Source organism: Rhizobium tumorigenes (genome assembly GCF_003240565.2).
GTDB lineage: Bacteria > Pseudomonadota > Alphaproteobacteria > Rhizobiales > Rhizobiaceae > Rhizobium > Rhizobium tumorigenes.
Window position 1 is genome coordinate 233,649 of sequence record NZ_CP117260.1, and the last position, 17,123, is coordinate 250,771.

The 17,123-nt window shown below is 59.8% G+C and carries 12 protein-coding genes; 9 read left to right on the top strand and 3 right to left on the bottom strand.

Translation table 11 applies throughout. The annotated features are described in order from the left end of the window. Positions 1-148: 148 nt before the first annotated feature. A complete protein-coding gene (locus PR017_RS28015; RefSeq protein WP_133255642.1) occupies positions 149-1,909 on the bottom strand; it encodes a sensor domain-containing diguanylate cyclase in 1,761 nt (586 codons plus the stop codon). A 360-nt stretch (positions 1,910-2,269) separates the two neighbouring features. Here PR017_RS28015 and PR017_RS28020 point away from each other — a divergent pair, with 360 nt between their 5' ends. The 8 genes from PR017_RS28020 (at position 2,270) to PR017_RS28055 (ending at position 14,878) form a co-directional block, all read left to right on the top strand. Further along, positions 2,270-3,970, top strand: coding sequence for a methyl-accepting chemotaxis protein (locus tag PR017_RS28020; protein ID WP_111221675.1), 1,701 nt, complete (start codon positions 2,270-2,272; stop codon positions 3,968-3,970). A 438-nt stretch (positions 3,971-4,408) separates the two neighbouring features. Further along, positions 4,409-6,982 carry a LuxR C-terminal-related transcriptional regulator gene (locus tag PR017_RS28025; RefSeq protein ID WP_240539095.1) on the top strand — a complete coding sequence of 858 codons (2,574 nt, stop codon included), beginning with the start codon at positions 4,409-4,411 and terminating at the stop codon, positions 6,980-6,982. A gap of 109 nt (positions 6,983-7,091) precedes the next feature. After that, a complete protein-coding gene (locus tag PR017_RS28030; protein ID WP_111221677.1) occupies positions 7,092-8,786 on the top strand; it encodes a hydantoinase B/oxoprolinase family protein in 1,695 nt (564 codons plus the stop codon). Next, on the top strand, positions 8,783-10,840 hold the full coding sequence (locus tag PR017_RS28035) for a hydantoinase/oxoprolinase family protein (RefSeq protein WP_111221678.1): 2,058 nt from the start codon (positions 8,783-8,785) through the stop codon (positions 10,838-10,840). Before PR017_RS28030 ends, PR017_RS28035 begins: the two co-directional genes overlap by 4 nt. Positions 10,841-10,842: 2 nt before the next feature. Then, entirely contained in the window at positions 10,843-11,901 is a 1,059-nt protein-coding gene (locus PR017_RS28040) for an ABC transporter ATP-binding protein (protein ID WP_111221679.1), read from the top strand. A 69-nt stretch (positions 11,902-11,970) separates the two neighbouring features. Next, the gene (locus PR017_RS28045) at positions 11,971-13,146 is read left to right on the top strand and encodes an ABC transporter substrate-binding protein (protein ID WP_111221680.1); all 1,176 of its coding nucleotides are present in this window, start codon (positions 11,971-11,973) and stop codon (positions 13,144-13,146) included. A gap of 59 nt (positions 13,147-13,205) precedes the next feature. Beyond that, positions 13,206-14,075: an ABC transporter permease gene (locus PR017_RS28050; RefSeq protein ID WP_111221681.1), complete on the top strand. Its 870-nt coding sequence runs from the start codon at positions 13,206-13,208 to the stop codon at positions 14,073-14,075. Continuing rightward, positions 14,072-14,878: an ABC transporter permease gene (locus PR017_RS28055; protein WP_111221682.1), complete on the top strand. Its 807-nt coding sequence runs from the start codon at positions 14,072-14,074 to the stop codon at positions 14,876-14,878. Before PR017_RS28050 ends, PR017_RS28055 begins: the two co-directional genes overlap by 4 nt. Before the next feature lie 60 nt (positions 14,879-14,938). Here the strand turns inward: PR017_RS28055 and PR017_RS28060 are convergent, their stop codons facing one another. Both PR017_RS28060 and PR017_RS28065 read right to left on the bottom strand, forming a co-directional pair. Then, positions 14,939-15,415: an Hsp20 family protein gene (locus tag PR017_RS28060; RefSeq protein WP_111221683.1), complete on the bottom strand. Its 477-nt coding sequence runs from the start codon at positions 15,413-15,415 to the stop codon at positions 14,939-14,941. Between the two features lie 192 nt (positions 15,416-15,607). Beyond that, positions 15,608-16,528 carry a LysR family transcriptional regulator gene (locus PR017_RS28065; protein ID WP_111221684.1) on the bottom strand — a complete coding sequence of 307 codons (921 nt, stop codon included), beginning with the start codon at positions 16,526-16,528 and terminating at the stop codon, positions 15,608-15,610. Positions 16,529-16,616: 88 nt separating this feature from the next. On the opposite strand from PR017_RS28065, the gene PR017_RS28070 reads away from it, so the two are divergent. Continuing rightward, positions 16,617-17,057: a DoxX family protein gene (locus PR017_RS28070; protein ID WP_111221685.1), complete on the top strand. Its 441-nt coding sequence runs from the start codon at positions 16,617-16,619 to the stop codon at positions 17,055-17,057. Positions 17,058-17,123 lie beyond the last annotated feature (66 nt).

Here is a 17,123-nt window from a genome sequence, read left to right on the forward strand (position 1 = left end):
GTGTGGATGCAGAGGCTGACCCCACAACGGGAGGCCGGTTCGCATCGCACTATGCCTGAGAGCAATATTGCGGAGTGTCATTTTGTATTAAGTTATGTTCGCGGCGCGAACGGAACCACCGTTTTCGTTCGCGCCCCGGTCTCGTCGTTCAATTTCGCAATGATCCCGAAGCACTGGAATCTGCCGTCTGCTGGCTCTGCGTCGGCCGGCTGTCGAACGTAACGCAGTTCCGGCCACTCGTCTTTGCAGCGTAGAGTGCTTTGTCGGCGCTGTGGATGACGTCTTCGAGATCGCGGGCCGCCGGCGTGCTGACGGCGCATCCGACGCTGGTCGTGAATGTGATCTTGTGAGCGCCGGTGTTGACGACGGTCGCCGCAATCTCTTCCCGGAGACGATTTGCGAGCATGACTGTCGCCGCTTCGTCGGTCTCGCGGAGCAGCACCACGAATTCTTCACCTCCGAACCGTGCGACCTTGTCGGTCGAGCGGATGCCGGCGCTGAGGATGTTGCCCATGGTGCGGATGACATAGTCACCCGCCGAATGGCCGAATGCATCGTTTATCCGTTTGAAATTATCGATGTCGAACATGAGAATGCTGAATGTGCCATTGCTTTTCTTGTAATAACTCCAGGCATCTTCAGCAAATTCCAGAAAGGCCCGCCGGTTGAGGAGTCCGGTGAGGCCGTCCGTATCGGCAAGGACCTGGAGGGTATGGAGATCCTGCCCGAACCGCCGCATCTTCTCCTCGGTGGTTCTCTTTTGAACCTCCACCTCGCGCTGCAGCGTATCGATCGTACTGTGGGCGTCCTGCTGGCCGGCTTCGGCCGAGCCAAGCCTTCGCAACAGGGAACGGACCGCAGCGGAAAGCTGCAGAATATCCAGCGACCCGTGTTCACGCTCTACAGTCGTGCCATCTGTCTTGCGCCCGACGAGATCAAGGCTCTCGGCCAGGTTTTGCAGCGGCCTTGTGACAGCGCCGGACAGCACCCAGGCAATGCAGGAGGCGATTCCGGCCACTGCAAAGCCAACCAGCAAAATCTGAAGTACCAGCTTGTTCGCCGCCCCATAGATCACATCCACAGGCTTGCGGGCGGCAACCGTCCAGCCGAGACCCGGGTAGTCTCCATATCCCTTGGTCGGAACCAGCGCGGTCAACATATCCTTGCTGTCCGTCTGATCGATGAAGACCGTGCCCTGGTTGGTGCCTGCGGCCCCGAGACGGGAAACGTCGATCTTCGCCGTATTGTCGCCGATCAGCACCGAACCGTCGCGCCCGACGACCCACAGATCCGAAGGCGAACTTGGATCTTCGTTGCTGAGAACTGTCCGTCGGACATCGTCCGCCCATGTCCAGCTCATATGAGCGCCAAGCACGCCGGCAAGCGTGCCCTGCCGGTCCCGCACAGGCATGGCAACGTCTACAAAGCGAAACGGGGCATCGTTCGGAGAGGTGCGCAGCAGCTTGTCCAGCAGTTTTGCTTCGTGCACGTCCTCGACGGTGGGTTCTTTCAGTCCGTTCGCAAACCAGGGGCGGGCAGACACGGATTGACCTTCGAGCATGCCCTTGGTCGCAGCCCGCACGATACCGTCCGGAGATGCAAAGCCCAGCCAGGCGTATTCCGGCAAGCTCTCCTGAAGCCGCTGGAGAACGACGCGCACGGCATCGGGCTCGCTCTCCCAGATCGACTCCAGCGGTGCCAAGTTGGAAATATTCTGGATTTCGCGGTAGCGCTCGAACATATGCTGGTCAAGACGCTCTGCCAGGTGGCGTGCCAGGGTCAGCAACTGCTGGTTCGCGCTGGAGACCGCATTCTGACGTGCCAGAATTGCAGCGCCGGAGGCAGCAATGCCAACTGCTCCGACGCAGGTTACAGCCGTCAGCAGCGCCATCTGTGCCCTGATCGTCAATCTGTCGCGAAGACTTTGGAAAGACCAACTGCGTAGTGAAATATGCACGTTGAGAACCCCCGCCTGCGAAGAAAGCCACCTTCAGAACTCATCCCCGTTTAAACGAGGCCGACCAACAGAACCACACCACCATTTAAAATTTATGCACGTATGCCGCGCCGCCGACGCCCAAATTGGGACGTTCGTGGTTACAGGTCCATAGCCATCGTGCGGAAAATTGTAATGATTGCTGTCGAGGTACCGATTCCGCGCATATGTCTTGAGCAGCATAAAGAGCTGGCGTTCGCAATTAATGGCTTTTTAAATATGATGTCCCACAATTGAGACAGCATCTCAACACTGTTTCTTTGGAGCCACGCGGTGGTAAATTTTCTTTCTTCGAATTCCAAGCAAGTGCTCGGCGCCCTTGATCTTTCATTTGCCGTCATCGAATTCGACATCAACGGAAAGATTTTGGCCGCCAACAAAAACTTCTGCGATCTCATGGGGTATTCGCCATCGGAAATCATCGGGAAGCATCATCGGATTTTTCTCGACAAGGAGTACGCTGAGTCTGCCGACTACGTCGCATTCTGGAAAAAGCTCCAGAGCGGCGTATTTGAATGCAGGGAATTTACGCGCCTCGCCAAAAACGGCAGCGAGGTTTATATTCGCGGAAACTATAACCCCATCAAGAACAGTCGCGGCAAAGTCCTGAAGATCGTAAAATTTGCCAACGACATTACCCAAACCAAGATCCACGAACTCGACAGCGCCGCGAAAATCACCGCAATGTCCCGCGCTCAGGCAATGATCGAGTTCACACCGGACGGAAAAATCCTTTCGGCAAATGCGAATTTCCTGAAGGCGCTCGGCTACACACTTGAAGAGGTCGTCGGCAAACATCACCGGCTTTTCGTTTCCGCCGCTGAAGCCAATTCCGAGAAATATGCGGAGTTCTGGGCACGTCTGCGCGGCGGAGACTTTGTCGCGGACGAGTTTACCCGTGTCAGCAAGTCGGGGCATCAGGTTTTTATCCAGGCGTCCTACAATCCGGTCTTCGACCTCAAGGGCAAAGTGATCAAAGTGGTAAAATTCGCCACCGATGTCACCCAACGCGTTGAAAACGTCGAGCTGCTTGCCGATTGCCTGACGAAATTTGCTTCCGGCGACCTTTCGCAACGGATCGATACCCCCTTTATTTCCTCGCTGGAGAAGCTACGGGCCGATTTCAACGCAGCATCCGAAAAGCTGCAGGATGCCATGAGAACCGTCGCGGAAAATGCCAAGGCGATTTCGGCGGGATCCAACGAAATTCGCTCGTCTGCCGATGATCTGGCGAAGCGGACGGAGCAGCAGGCGGCATCCGTCGAGCAGACGGCGGCAGCTCTCGAGGAAATTACCACGACCGTCAAGGATTCCAGCCGACGTGCAGAGGAGGCCGGACAATTGGTCGCCCGTACCAAGGAGCATGCGCACCATTCCGGCGCGGTCGTGCGGGAGGCAATCGGGGCGATGGACCAGATCGAGAACTCCTCGCGAGCGATCTCCAATATCATCGGCGTTATCGATGAAATCGCGTTCCAGACCAACCTTCTGGCCCTGAATGCCGGGGTGGAAGCTGCGCGTGCCGGCGAGGCGGGCAAGGGTTTTGCCGTCGTGGCACAGGAGGTGCGCGAATTGGCGCAACGCTCGGCAACGGCAGCCAAGGAGATCAAGGCCTTGATCACGGCCTCCAGTGTTCAGGTCGGCAACGGCGTTGCGCTGGTCACCAAGGCTGGTGGCGCCCTGCAGGAAATCGCGCAGCATGTCGAAAATATCAATGCCGATATCTCGGCAATCGTCGATGCTTCACGGGAGCAGTCCACGGCCCTGATGGAGATAAATCGCGCAATCAACACGGTCGATCAGGGCACACAGCAAAACGCGGCGATGGTCGAGGAGCAGACTGCTGCAAGCCACAGCCTTGCCAACGAGGCATCCGCACTCTTTAGCCTGCTAGACCAGTTCAGATTTGCCGATGGTGCCACGACCAAGTCGCAGCGCTATACGACGACCGCTGCTCTCCGAAAGGTGGCATGATCGCTTCCTGAAACGGGGTCCGAGAGGGTCGGGATCCGGACTTCCATAGGCTCTCCTTCTTTCGAACGTGGACACGGCTGCAAGGCCTTGTCCTCCGGCATTGAATGAACTGCCGTCGGTCACGGGCTGCGACCTGTTGCAATGATCGTGTTTTTGTAAGGATCGTGCCCAGCGCACAGTGACCGGTCGGCTAGAACGCGGAGCCGGGCCATTTCTGGTCAAAATCAGTTTACAACGTGGACTGGGTAACTGCGCGCTGGTTTCAATTGCGTCCACAGAACGCGTCATTTTGCGTCCCCGACTTGCAACTGGCGCTGGCGCCAGCAATCATGGGGAATGACAATCGACCGACCCTTGTTTCAGCCACCAGCAAGCAACTACGCAGATATAACGCGTCGGGATATTCTTGCGCAGTTGCAGCGCTCCGGATCGCGGCGGTTGACAACGATCGTTGCTCCGGCTGGCTACGGCAAGACATCGCTTGCCGCGCAGTGGTACCAGTTGTTGAAAAGCGAGGGTGAGCGGCCGGTCTGGCTGACGCTCGACGCCGAGGATTGCAACGAGCGTCATTTTCTCCTGGCGTTGATGGATGCGCTTGCGCCGCTCTTGCCGGACGAGGGGCGGGGGCTCGATGCCAGCAGCATGGCCGTGCCTTCGGTTCTCTCGGTGTTCATCACGCGGCTGCGCCAGATCGAGATGCCCGTCACTGTGTTCGTCGATGACTATCATTTTGCCCAGACCGACGCGACGGAAGCACTTCTGGCGAGACTGCTTGCCGCAGCCGATCTCACCCATATCAGCTTTATTCTCATCTCCCGCTGCGCGCCCCGCTTTCCGCTGTCTGCACTGCGCCTCAACGGCGAACTCAGGCAGATCGGCGTTGCGGATCTGAGCTTTTCCGACGGCGAAGCACGGGAATTCTTTGCGGGTCGCTCGACACTATTGACGAGCAGGCAGATCGGCGCGTTGAACAAGCGGACCGAAGGCTGGGCCGTGGCCCTGCAGATGGTCCGGGTCTTGGTCAACGATACCACAGACAGCGGCGCGATCCTCGATTCTTTCGATGGCAGCAATGCCGAGATGGGGCGTTACCTGTCGGAGCAGGTTTTCTCCAGCTTGCCGGAAGACATCCAGCAGTTCCTGATCGAAACTGCCTCGCTTCCGGTTATCGGGCGGACGCTTGTCGCAGCCGTCTGCGATCTGCCGGATGCTAACGGACTGTTCAATCGCCTCGGCACCTATGCGCTGCCGATCGCCGTGCTCGATGGGCAGGGAGCCTGGATCCGGTATCACCCGGTTTTCAACGGCTTCCTCAAGGAAGAGGCTGCCCGGATCGGTATCGATCCCGGTCAGGTGCTGAGAAAGGCTGCGCGGTGGTTCCAGGCGTCCAACGATTGTGATGCGGCAGTGCGGCATGCGATGCTGGCCGACGATACGGCGCTGGCAGCCGAGATCATCGAGGCTGCCGGCGGATGGCGGCGGGTATATGCGACGACGCGCGGCGGCGCACTTCTGTTTCAGGCGCTGATCGAAAAGGCGGCGGGCATCAATCTATCGGCATTTCCGCTGACGACGCTCGGGCTTTGTGTCATCAGCGCCAAGGCCGGACAGCTCGATACGGCCAACCACTATCTGGCGCTGGCCGAGCGTACTTCCGGTGACGGTAAATTGTCACGCGACCTGAGGGTCGTCCGGGTGCTCCTGTCGCTCTATACCGACCGGCGGGCAAGTCCCGGCGATCTTTCAGCTCTTGAGGCGGATCTGTCGCAGGACAGCGATATGGAGATTATCCATCGCGCGCTTGCCTTGAACATGCTGTCCTACAATTTCCTGATCCGGACCGAGCTCGATCGTGCCTTGCACTACGGCCAACTCGCGCTTCGGGCTTTCCGCGATGGCGGCGCCGATTTCGGGGCGATGCACCTCTATACGCATATCGGTCAGGCATCGTTTTTCAGCGGAGACAGCATCGGGGCTGCCGAAGCCTATCGGAACCTCATCGTCGAGGCGCAGACGCATATTGGTAAGGGAAGCGATCTCGACGCCGTCGGGCAAGTGCTGGAAAGCGAAATACTCTCCATGCGCGGCGAGCGGCAGGCCGCATCATCGTCGCTATCCTGGGCTTTGCCGCATCTCGAGCGCCACGACACCTGGTTCGATCTTCTCGCCGCCGGTTTCATGGCGCAGCAGCGCGTACACCGGCTGAACGGCCACATCATTGCCGCCCACGCCGCCATGGACAGCGCCCGCGCGGTGGCTGCCCGGCGTGGCTTCGACCGCTTGACGCGGCTGATCGACGGCGAGCGTGTCACGCTACTGATCGCCTCTGGCCACGTCGACGAAGCAGCCCGCTTTGCCGAGGTCCAGGGAATGAGCCGGCAAAGCGCTGCCACCGACAGCTCCAACATGCTCGCCTATCATCTGCGCGGCACGGTGCCGGCGCTACTCTGGACGCGTATCGATGCTGCGCGCGGCGAAATCGCGGCCGCGCGCGCGGGGTTTCAGCGGCTGATGGACCAACAGCCCGCCAAACCGCACATCCCCCGGCGCATCGAACTCGGTTTTCTCGATATCCGCCTGCTGCTTGCCGAAGACAAGCCGCAGGAGGCCGCGGCAAAATTATCGGACATGCTGCTGTCGCTGCCGGTCTTCGATTATCGCGCCATACTTCTGCTCGAAGGGGCCGAATTCACCGAGCAACTGGTTGGGCTTGCGGCGTCGATGGACGTCCCCGACGTGGTGTCGCAAAGACTTGCCGACGCGCTCAAACTTGCGCCCGAATGCGATCCGCTGGCAGAGGCGGTGGCTGTAATCGCCAAGGTCGAGCCGGGCGGGCTGACGGAGCGTGAGCGCGGCGTCATGCAGTTGCTCAGCGAAGGACTGAGCAACAAGGAAATCGGCCGACAGCTTTGCCTCAGCGACAACACGGTCAAATTTCACCTGCGCAACATCTTCGCCAAGCTCAATGTCACGACGCGCACGGCTGCCGTGATGGCCATCAGGGACCGCTGACCTATCCATATGGGTAGGGTGCAGCGAAGGCAGCCCACCCATATGGCAGGCTACCCGCAATGCGCGAGGTCACCTAATCTACCCTCGATATGAATGATGAGGGTAGAAAATGACCCCAGGGAACATGACTGTCGATCCCGTTACCCAGGAGATCATCGAAGGCAAGCTGATGGCGACCGTCGACGAGATGGGGATCGTCATGGCGCGCACGAGCATGAGTCCGGTAATCTATGAAGTGCTGGATTTTGCCTGCGGCCTGCTGACAGCCGAGGGAGAGCTCGTCGCCCAGATGAACGGCATCACCCTGTTCACCGGCACGTTCGGCGTCCAGGTTAAGGCGCTGATCGGCAAATTTGCCGGTAATCTTGTCGATGGCGATATCCTGCTTTCGAACGATCCCTATGCCGGCGGCACGCACGCCTGCGACTTTGCCATTGTCAAGCCGCTGTTTGCGGATGGCACGATCGTTGGCTATGCGATCAATGTCGCCCACTATCTCGACGTCGGTGGATCTGTTCCCGGCAGCCTTGCGCCGAATGCTACCTCGGTGTTTCAGGAGGGCCTGCGGCTACCCGGCGTCAAAGTCGTGCGCTCTGAGGTGTTTTCCGACGAAATCCTCCACATCATCAGCGAAAACGTCCGCCTGCCCGAAATCGCGCTCGGTGATCTCAATGCGCAGGTCGCGACGGTGCGTGTGGCGGCGCGGCGGATGATGGAGCTTTCAGCGAAGTATGGTTCCGAAACCGTTCGGGCTGCCTTCACCAATCTGCTCGATGCCAGCGAGAAGCGCAGCCGGGCTGCCATCTCCCTCATCCCCGACGGCTGTTACGAGGCAACCGATATCATCGATGGCGACGGCGTCAGTTCGGCGCCTATTTTCGTCAAAGTTGCCGTGACGATTTCCGGCGACAGCATTACAGCCGATTTCACCGGGTGTCCGCCGGCCGTTGCAGGGCCCATCAATTGTGCACGCGGCGCGCTGCAGTCTGCCGTCAAGACTATTGTCAAGGCGATGGTCGGGCCGCAGGAGCCCTCCAACGAAGGCTGGTTTCGGCCGTTGACGGTGATCGCTCCATCCGGAACGCTGTTTACCGCTGAAAAACCCTCGCCGACGGGCTGGTATTACGAGGGCTCGGTGCATGCGTCGGAACTGGTCTGGAAGGCGCTCGCCGCTTTGGTGCCGGGGCGATTTTCCGCCGGTTCCTATTCCAGCCTATGCGTCGTCTACATTTCCGGCCGGGATGCCAACGGGCAGCCGTTCATCCACATCGAGCCGCATCACGGTGGCTGGGGCGCCAGTGAGCATCGCGACGGCGCCAATGCCGTCATCGCACTCACGGACGGCGATACCTACAACTATTCTGTCGAGCTGATCGAAGCCCGTTTTCCGTTGCGCGTCAAACGCTACGCCTTGAACGTCGAGGGTGGAACCGGCGAGGGCCGCCGACGCGGCGGCTTCGGCATCGTGCGCGAGTACGAGATCTTGAGCGGCGGTGCATCGGCCTACGGCAGCTTCGGACGCACCAGCACCCTTCCCTGGGGGATGGATGGCGGCGGAAGCGGCACTGCGAATGTGCTGCAGATCGCGCCGGCAGATCGGGGTGCGCCGCAGTCGCATGGTCGCGTCGCCCATATCGACCTTACGACCGGCGACATCCTGCGGGTTGTCACCGGCGGCGGCGGCGGATGGGGCGACGCCCGCGACCGGGAAACCTCCATGATCGAGCAGGATCTGCAGGACGGATTTTTGACGGAGGCCGACGCGTCCAGGCTTTACGGATATGAGAGAAGGATTGCGGGATGATCAGAATGGCAACGGATGTCGGGGGCACGTTCACGGACCTCGTCGGCTATGACGAGCAAAGTGGCGAACTGTTTACCGCCAAAAGCCTGACGACCGTCGACGACCAGTCGATCGGCGTACTCGACGCCATCGCTGCTGCCGAAGCAAAAGACGGGTTGCGCACACGGGACGTGACATTTTTTGCCCACGGCGGGACGACGGTCATCAATGCGATTACAGAGCGAAAGGGCGTGCGCACTGCGCTGGTGACCACTGCGGGCTTCCGCGACGTTCTGGAAATCGGCCGTGGCAACCGGCCCGATCTCTATAACCTACAGTTTCACAGCCCCGAGCCGTTCGTGCCCCGGCATCTCCGTTTCGAGGTTCGGGAACGCCTCGATGCTTCCGGTAAGGTGCTGATGCCCCTGGAATGCGACGACCTGCGGCCGATCATCGCGAAATGCCTCGAGGAGGATGTCGATGCAGTGGCCATCCTCTTTCTTCACAGTTACGCGAACCCCGAGCACGAGATACTGTGTGCCGGGATCCTGGCCGATGCGCTGCCTTTTACGACCATCTGTGCGAGCCATGAAGTCTCGCGGCAGTGGCGGGAATACGAGCGCTCGAACACAGTCGTGTTGAATGCCTATGTGCAGCCGATCATTCGCAACTACTTTGCGCAGCTGGAAAGCTCGCTGACGGGCCGCAACCTGACCTGCCCCTATTATGCAATGCAATCGAACGGCGGGATCTCGACATTCGACCAGGCCGTCAACAGCCCGCTGACGCTGGTGGAATCGGGACCGGCGGGTGGTGTTGCCGGGGCGGCACGTATTGGTACCGCCATTGGCGAAAGTGAGGTTCTGTCGCTGGACGTCGGGGGGACGACGGCAAAATGCTCGCTGATCCACGACGCCCGCCCGACCCTGAATGTCGAATACAAGCTGGAACACACACGGATTGCGCCCGGCCACGCCATCCAGGTTCCGGTTGTCGATATTGTCGAAATCGGCTCCGGTGGTGGCTCTATTGCGCGCATCGACGATCGCGGCGCGCTGATCGTTGGCCCGCAAAGTGCCGGCTCGACACCGGGTCCCGCCTGCTACGGGCGCGGCGGCACGCAACCGACCTTGTCCGACGCCATCCTTGCCATAGGGATTTTCGATCCCGCGACATTTGCCGGCGGCAGCATGCATCTGGACAAGCAGAAGGCAGAAGACGCGATCGCGACTGTCGCCAGGCCGCTGGGGCTAAGTATCGAGGATGCTGCGCTGGCGATCATCGATATAGCCCATGCGAGCATGATCAATGCCCTCAAGCTGGTGACCGTCCAGCGCGGTCACGATCCGCGCGATGCCGTCTTTGTCGTCAGCGGCGGTGCCGGACCTGCACTCGCGACCCGTCTCGGCCGCGATCTCAGTGTCAAGGCGACCATCATTCCGCCGCATCCCGGGATCTTTTCCGCATGGGGCATGCTGGCGGCGGAACCTCGGGCGGACTTTCGCGGCACTTGGTTCGTGCAATTGTCGGCAGGCGCTCTGGCGGAGATGGGTCCACGGTTCGAGAGCCTGGAGACGGAGGCCATCGCCTACTTCGCCAAGGGGCAGGAGGCCGATATCAGGTTCACCTATCAGGTCGAAGCGCGTTATCGCGGACAGGAGCATGGCGTCTACGTGCACTTCCAGCACGAAGACGATGTCGACAGCCTTGCAGAACGCTTCCATGCGGCGCATGAACGATCCTATTCCTTCAGGCTCGCGGATGCGGCTATCGAGATCACGACACTGCATCTCGAAGCGGTTCTGAACGGAACGGTCATTGCCTTGCCGAAGATAAAGTCGGCCGTCGAGCGCGTCGCGCCCAGCGGACAAAGAAATGTCTATTTCGGCGGTTCGAAGGGATGGATCGCGTGCCCCGTCTATGCGCGTGACAAGCTCTGCGGTGGCCAGCAGATCGAAGGGCCGGCTATCGTGGAGGAGGCGACGGCAACGACCTTGATCCAGGAAAATCAGACATTGAGCGTCACCGATAACGGCATTCTGATCGTTCGCGAAACCAGCGCCAAGGCAGGGTAAAGATGGCGATATCGATCCAGATCGATCATGTCAGCAGAGAGTACGGGCCTGTCAAGGCGCTCGACGACGTGACGCTCGAGATCAAGGCGGGCGAATTCTTCACGCTGCTTGGATCGTCCGGATGCGGGAAAAGCTCGCTCTTGAAGCTGATCGGCGGCTTTGACCGCCAGACCTCGGGTCGTGTTGCGTTCGACGGCAAGGATGTCGGCGACGTTCCGGCCAATCGTCGGCCGGTCAATACCGTCTTCCAGAACCTGGCATTGTTTCCGCATATGAGCGTTGCCCAGAATATCGGCTACGGGCTTCGTCTGAAGGGGATGTCCAACGCGACGCTTCAGGCAAAAGTAGATGATGCGCTGGATCTTGTCGAACTCTCAGGCTTCGGGCCGCGCGACGTCAATCTGCTCTCCGGCGGCCAGCGGCAACGGGTGGCGCTCGCCCGCGCCCTGGTCATGGAGCCGGGCATCCTGCTGCTGGACGAACCGCTGACCGGGCTGGACGAACGCTTGCGCCAGCAGATGCGCGACGAATTCGGACGCTTGCACAAGCGCACCGGCGCGACCTTCATTCTGGTCACCCATAATCAGGACGAAGCTCTCAGCCTCTCCGATCGCATGGCGGTCATGCATCGCGGCCGCATAGAGCAGGTCGACGTGCCGGCGCAGTTTTTCGAGACACCGGCGAATGCCTTCGTCGCCCGTTTCGTCGGCATCGATACGGTGCTGCGGCCGGAGGCGGTGATATCGGTTGGCGATCATGCGCAGGCCACTGTCGCCGGTCAGGTGATGCCCGTGCGCACGGCCGGACCGTTGGACCCGACGGCCAGTGTCGTTGCCATTCGGCCGGACCGCTTGTTTCTGACGCCGTCGGGCGCCTCTCCGTCGCTGCGGCTCACCGTTGTCGACACGACTTTCCGGGGCCTGCATCGGGATCTGAAACTCGCCTTTGCCGATGGGCAGACGCTGATGATCGTGATTGATGCCGATAGCGGGGATCTCGCTATAGGGCAGGAGGTGTCAGTTGGCCTGAAGCCCGGTGCGGCAGTCCTGATTGCAAGTTAGAGACTGCCAACTGACGGTTCTGCAAGCGGATCAAGCAATGCATGCCAACAACAAAAAAGGGGAATGACAATGACGATCCATGACAGACCACTTTCATCCAACCGGAACAGCAATGTGCAGCGCCGCGATTTCCTGAAGCTGATGGGCGCAGGTGCTGCCCTGTCTGCCGGCGGCCTGGGTTTCGCCTCGCGTCTTGCCGCGCAAGGGGCTGGCACGGTTGCCTTCTGGGCCACGGCAACGCTGGACATCGGCGACAAATGGCAGGCGTTTGCAAAGCAGAGTGGCGTAACTCCTGAATTTACCGACAACGGCAACGACCTCGGTCCGGTGATCGCCCGCCTCAAGGCGGGCAATGCCAATGATCTTTTCGACGTCGGTGGCTTCCAGGGCGGTGCCGAAAAGGAGCTTGCGCGCCAAGGCGTCATCGTTCCCTGGGACCTTTCGAAGATCCCGAATTACGAGAGCGTGTGGCCGTGGGCAAAGAACATTCCCTACCTGAAGCAGGACGGAAAGCAGTACGGCATACCGACCGTGGTCAACGCCGACTCGATCATCTATAGGCCCGACAAACTGGGCAAGATCGACAGCTACGGTGCGATCTTCGATCCGAAGCTGAAAGGTCGCGTTGCGATGGAGGATGCGTGGATAAATAGCGTCATCTTTACCGCCATGTACCTGAAGGAAAGCGAAAACAAGCCGATCGTCGATCCCGGCAACCTGACCGAGTCCGAACTCGGTATGGTCATGGAGTTCCTGATCAAGCACAAGACCGACGGCCAGTTCCGCACGTTCTGGAATGGCTGGGAACAGGGTGTGCAACTCGTTGCCGACCAAGAGGTCGACGCGATGACCGGATGGGAGCCTATTGTCTACGAAGGCCGCAAGCGCGGGCTGCAGGTGGAATACGCCGCACCCGTCGAAGGTTACGAAGGCTGGGGCAACAACACCGTTCTCCTCAAGGGGGCTGCCGATCGCGGTGTAGCCGACGCCGCGCATGGCTTCGTCAATGGCCTGCTCGGCGGCCTCTACGGCTGCGAGCTCGGCCAGGCGCGCGGCTATCTGGTGCCGACCGACAACAACGTCGCCTATGCCAAGGCGCATCCAGAAGAATACAAGCCGGAAGAGATTGAGAAGCTGGCCGAACACGTGAAAGCCAAGTTCGCCGGCAAGATCTACTGGCAGAATGCCAGGCCGGACAATTTCCAGCTTTACGAAGAGTGGTGGCAGAAGCTGCGCAACGCCTGAGCCCAACAATCGGCGGCGGTCGTTTTCACCACCGCTGCCACCGAACCCCGGAGATGCCGATGGCGAGACTGCGCCTGCCTATGTCGTCGATGCTGATGACGCCGCCGCTTCTGGCGATCCTGACGCTTGGGCTCGCGCCGCTGACCATCGTCGTCGTCTGGAGCTTCTGGAGCTGGGACCCCCAGACCTATTGGATAAAACCGGATCTGAGCCTTGCCGGCTACGAAGCCATTCTGGACGCGGGCCGCTGGACCGTCATCGTCTCGACGCTGGTGAAGGCTTTCGCCACGGCGTTCCTCTGTCTGCTGATTGCCTATCCCACCGCCTATGCGATCCATTTTCTCGCAGGCCGGCGGTTGAACATCCTGCTTCTCGCGCTGATTACCACCCCCTTTTTCACGTCATACCTTATCCGCTCCTTTTCATGGCGGCTCGTGCTCGGCCGCACGGGTGTCATCAATACGATGCTGCAGCAATTCGGCATCACCCACGCACCCCTCGACTGGTTGCTTTTCAGCAATTTCGCGGTCGTGGTCGGACTTGTCGCTTCCTATCTGCCGTTCGCGATCTTCCCGTTGCTGTTGTCGATGCGCCGTGTCGATCCAACATTGCTGGCGGCGGCCCAGGATCTCGGCGCCGGCTTCTGGAGAAGCCTTGCGACCATTCTGCTCCCGCTGACATTGTCGGGCATTTTCGCCGGCTTCCTGTTCGTCTTCGTCATGGTGGTCGGGTCTTCGACAGAGGTCCAGATGCTCGGCGGCGCAGGCGCTTCGATCGTTTCTGTAATGATCAACGACGTTATGCGTGTCGCCAACTATCCGCTGGCCTTTGCAATCTCGACGGTGGTCCTTGCTGTCATCTTCGGTCTGGTGCTGGTCGGCAACCGGCTTTTCGGCCTTGCCTCGCTCTTCGAGGACCAGTCACCATGATGCTCCGTGAAGGACTTTCTAACCGCATCCTGCTCTGGGTCGTCACCATCGCCGGACTGCTCGTCATCTATGCACCGCCGCTCTATCTGCTTGCCGTGTCGTTCAATCCGGCGCTTCAGCCGGGTCTTCCGAGCCTGTCCAACCTCAGTCTTCAGTGGTACCTCGCGCTGCCAAAGGAAACGGCGCTGATGTCGGCGTTGGAACAGTCGCTGATCATTGCGCCCGTCACGGCATTTCTGGCGACAGGGATGTCGCTGCTCGCAGCCCTTGCCTATTTCGAGTTGCGGGCCCGGCGACCGGCATGGTTCCTGATGGTCATCCTGCCAATGTTCGTGCCCGGCGTCATTCAGGGGCTGGCTCTTTCGGCGGTTTTTACGCGAGCCGGTATCAAGGCATCGAGCGTGACGGTCATCGCAGGCCACGTGCTGTGGGCGATGCCGTTTGCCTTCATCGTTATCCTCACTAGCTTTGCCGCCGTTCGCCGGTCCTATCTCGTCGCGGCCGCTGATCTCGGCGCTACCCGCTGGCGGCAGTTCATCGATATCACGTTGCCGCTTATCCGGCCGGGCCTGATAAGCGCTTTCATATTCTCTTTCCTGCTTTCGCTGAACGAATTCACCCGTGCCGTCTATCTGGCGGGCCGCCAGAACACGCTTCCGGTGGTGCTGTTCGGCAAGATGAATTCCGGTGCGTCGCCAGTTATCTACGCAATGTCAGGCGCCATTTTCCTGGTGTCTCTCGCCTGCGTCGCTCTCATCGCCATCCGCTCGTTCATTCGCAGGGCTGGCCCGGCGACAGGCTGATGGCGCCGGAAGGGGCGCCGAAAACCAGCGCCCCCAATGCTCATACGTTCGCTGACATATTCAGGCAGCTTTCTTGGCTTCAATTTGTGGAGCGGTCGTGCTGGCGGCCAATGTCGGGCCTGTCTGGATCTCGATCTTGCGCGGCTTCATCGCTTCCGGAATTTCCCGGACCAGATCGATGGACAGCAGGCCGTTGGAGAGACCGGCGCCGGAGACGCGGACGTGGTCTGCCAATTCGAAGCGATGTTCGAACGGGCGACCGGCAATTCCGCGGTGCAGATAACCTTCACCATGCGTTTCCGCCTTGTTTCCGGTAACCGTCAGCAGGTTCGACTGGAACGTCAGGCTCAGCTCGTCCTGCGAGAAACCGGCGACCGCGACCGAGATGCGGTAGGTATCGTCGCCCGTCTTTACGATGTCATAGGGCGGCCAGTCGCTGATCGAACGCGCGCGCTGTGCATTTTCGAGAAGATTGAAGATCCTGTCGAAGCCGACGCTCGAGCGGAAAAGCGGTGCATAGTCATAAGATGTTGCCATAGCCATATCCTCCTTGAAGCAACATGGGTACGAAGACGCCGAAGCAACCGGCGCCTCGGTGATCGCTGGCCCTTTCTGGCATCCAGCAACAATTATCTGGTTTTCCAAAAATTCGGTTTCAAGAGTTGTTTTGCGAAAAAAGTGAGGGCTTCCGGCGGACTGAATTTGGTCTCGCCGCGCCGGCACCGGGCGTCATTTCTCTGACAGCCTCTCCACGAGCCAGCGACCCGCCGTGCCCAGGGCAGTACCTTTTCGCCGTGCGACGACAAAGGGAAATCTCGGCATACTGTCCAATCCATCCCATTGCGTGGGGTGGAGCTCCACGAGCGTCCCCGCTGCAATATCGGCTTCTACCCGCGACCGTGGCATGCTTCCCCATCCGAGGCCGACAAGCAGCATAGCGTGCTTGGTCTCGAGCTCGGTCGTGTACCAGCGATTGACGGCGATGATCCCGTGATCCTGCTTTGTCGAAACGGAGGGACGTGCTGCAAGAATGAGCTGCAGGTGATCTCGCAGAACTTCAGGCTCGATGGGGCCGGCGATCCTAGCAAGCGGATGTGCAGGTGCCGCGACCGCAACGAGTTCGATCAATCCGCAGGCGCTGCGTTCCAGCTGGTTGGTCAAGGGGAAATAATCGACGGTTATCGCGACATCTGCCCAACCATCCGTAATCGCCCGGACGGAAGTCTCGACCGGCTCGACCATGAGGCGCACCTGCAGGGTCGGGAAGGTCTCGTGGAAAGCTTTCAGTGTTGTCGTCACGAGATCCATTGGAATGAACGGATCGATGACGAGCCGGACCTCCGTCTCGACGCCTTTTGCCAGACCCGTGGCAACGAGGTGATATTCCGCGACGACATCGAGGATTCTTCGCGCGCGCGGCAACAGCGCAATGCCCGCTTCGGTCAGCAACGGACGGTAAGCTGAGCGGTCGAAGAGCCGCGCGCCTGTCTGGTCCTCCAGTTTCTGGATAGCATAGGTTATCGCCGAGTGCGCCCGGTTCATGCTTTTGGCTGCGGCTGCGAAGCTGCCTTCGTCAACGATGGCTACGAAAACAGCGAATTGATCGAAGGATGCAGCGTTCATGCTGTTCAGATTATCCGAACGTCTCATTCAAAACTATCCCTATTTCATTTCAAGCATGGCGCAGGCAAGTTTCCCCGGAGCAGACGAATTCATCAGAGATGTGAAGAGGCACGACATGATCCCCTCCGTAATCGGCACCGAGACCAGAAACAGTCATAAGCTCCTGAAGGGCGCGCTTTGGGTAGCTCAGGGGCTGATTTTCGCCAGCTTCTGTTTCTTCGGCTTTACCAAGCTGACCACACCGATCTCGCAGCTGGCCGGCATGATGCCGTGGACAGGCGCCGTTCCCGCAAGCTTCGTTCGCCTGATGGGGCTCATCGATATCGTCGGCGGCATCGGCATCTTCATGCCAGCGCTGACCCGAATTCGGCCTCGCCTCACCGTGGCTGCAGCATTTGGCTGTACGGCGCTGCAGATCTGTGCCTCAGCGTTCCACATTTCCCGTGGCGAATTCGCGGTGTTGCCGCTGAATGTCGTTCTGCTGGCACTCTGCCTGTTCATTCTCTGGGGTCGCACGCAGCGCTTTCCGATTTTGTCTCGGACAGACCAGCCATGATGCAGCGAGGATTGCTTGCTGTGCAGTCCTTCCTCGATATCACCCATGAAGTGCAAAACGACACCC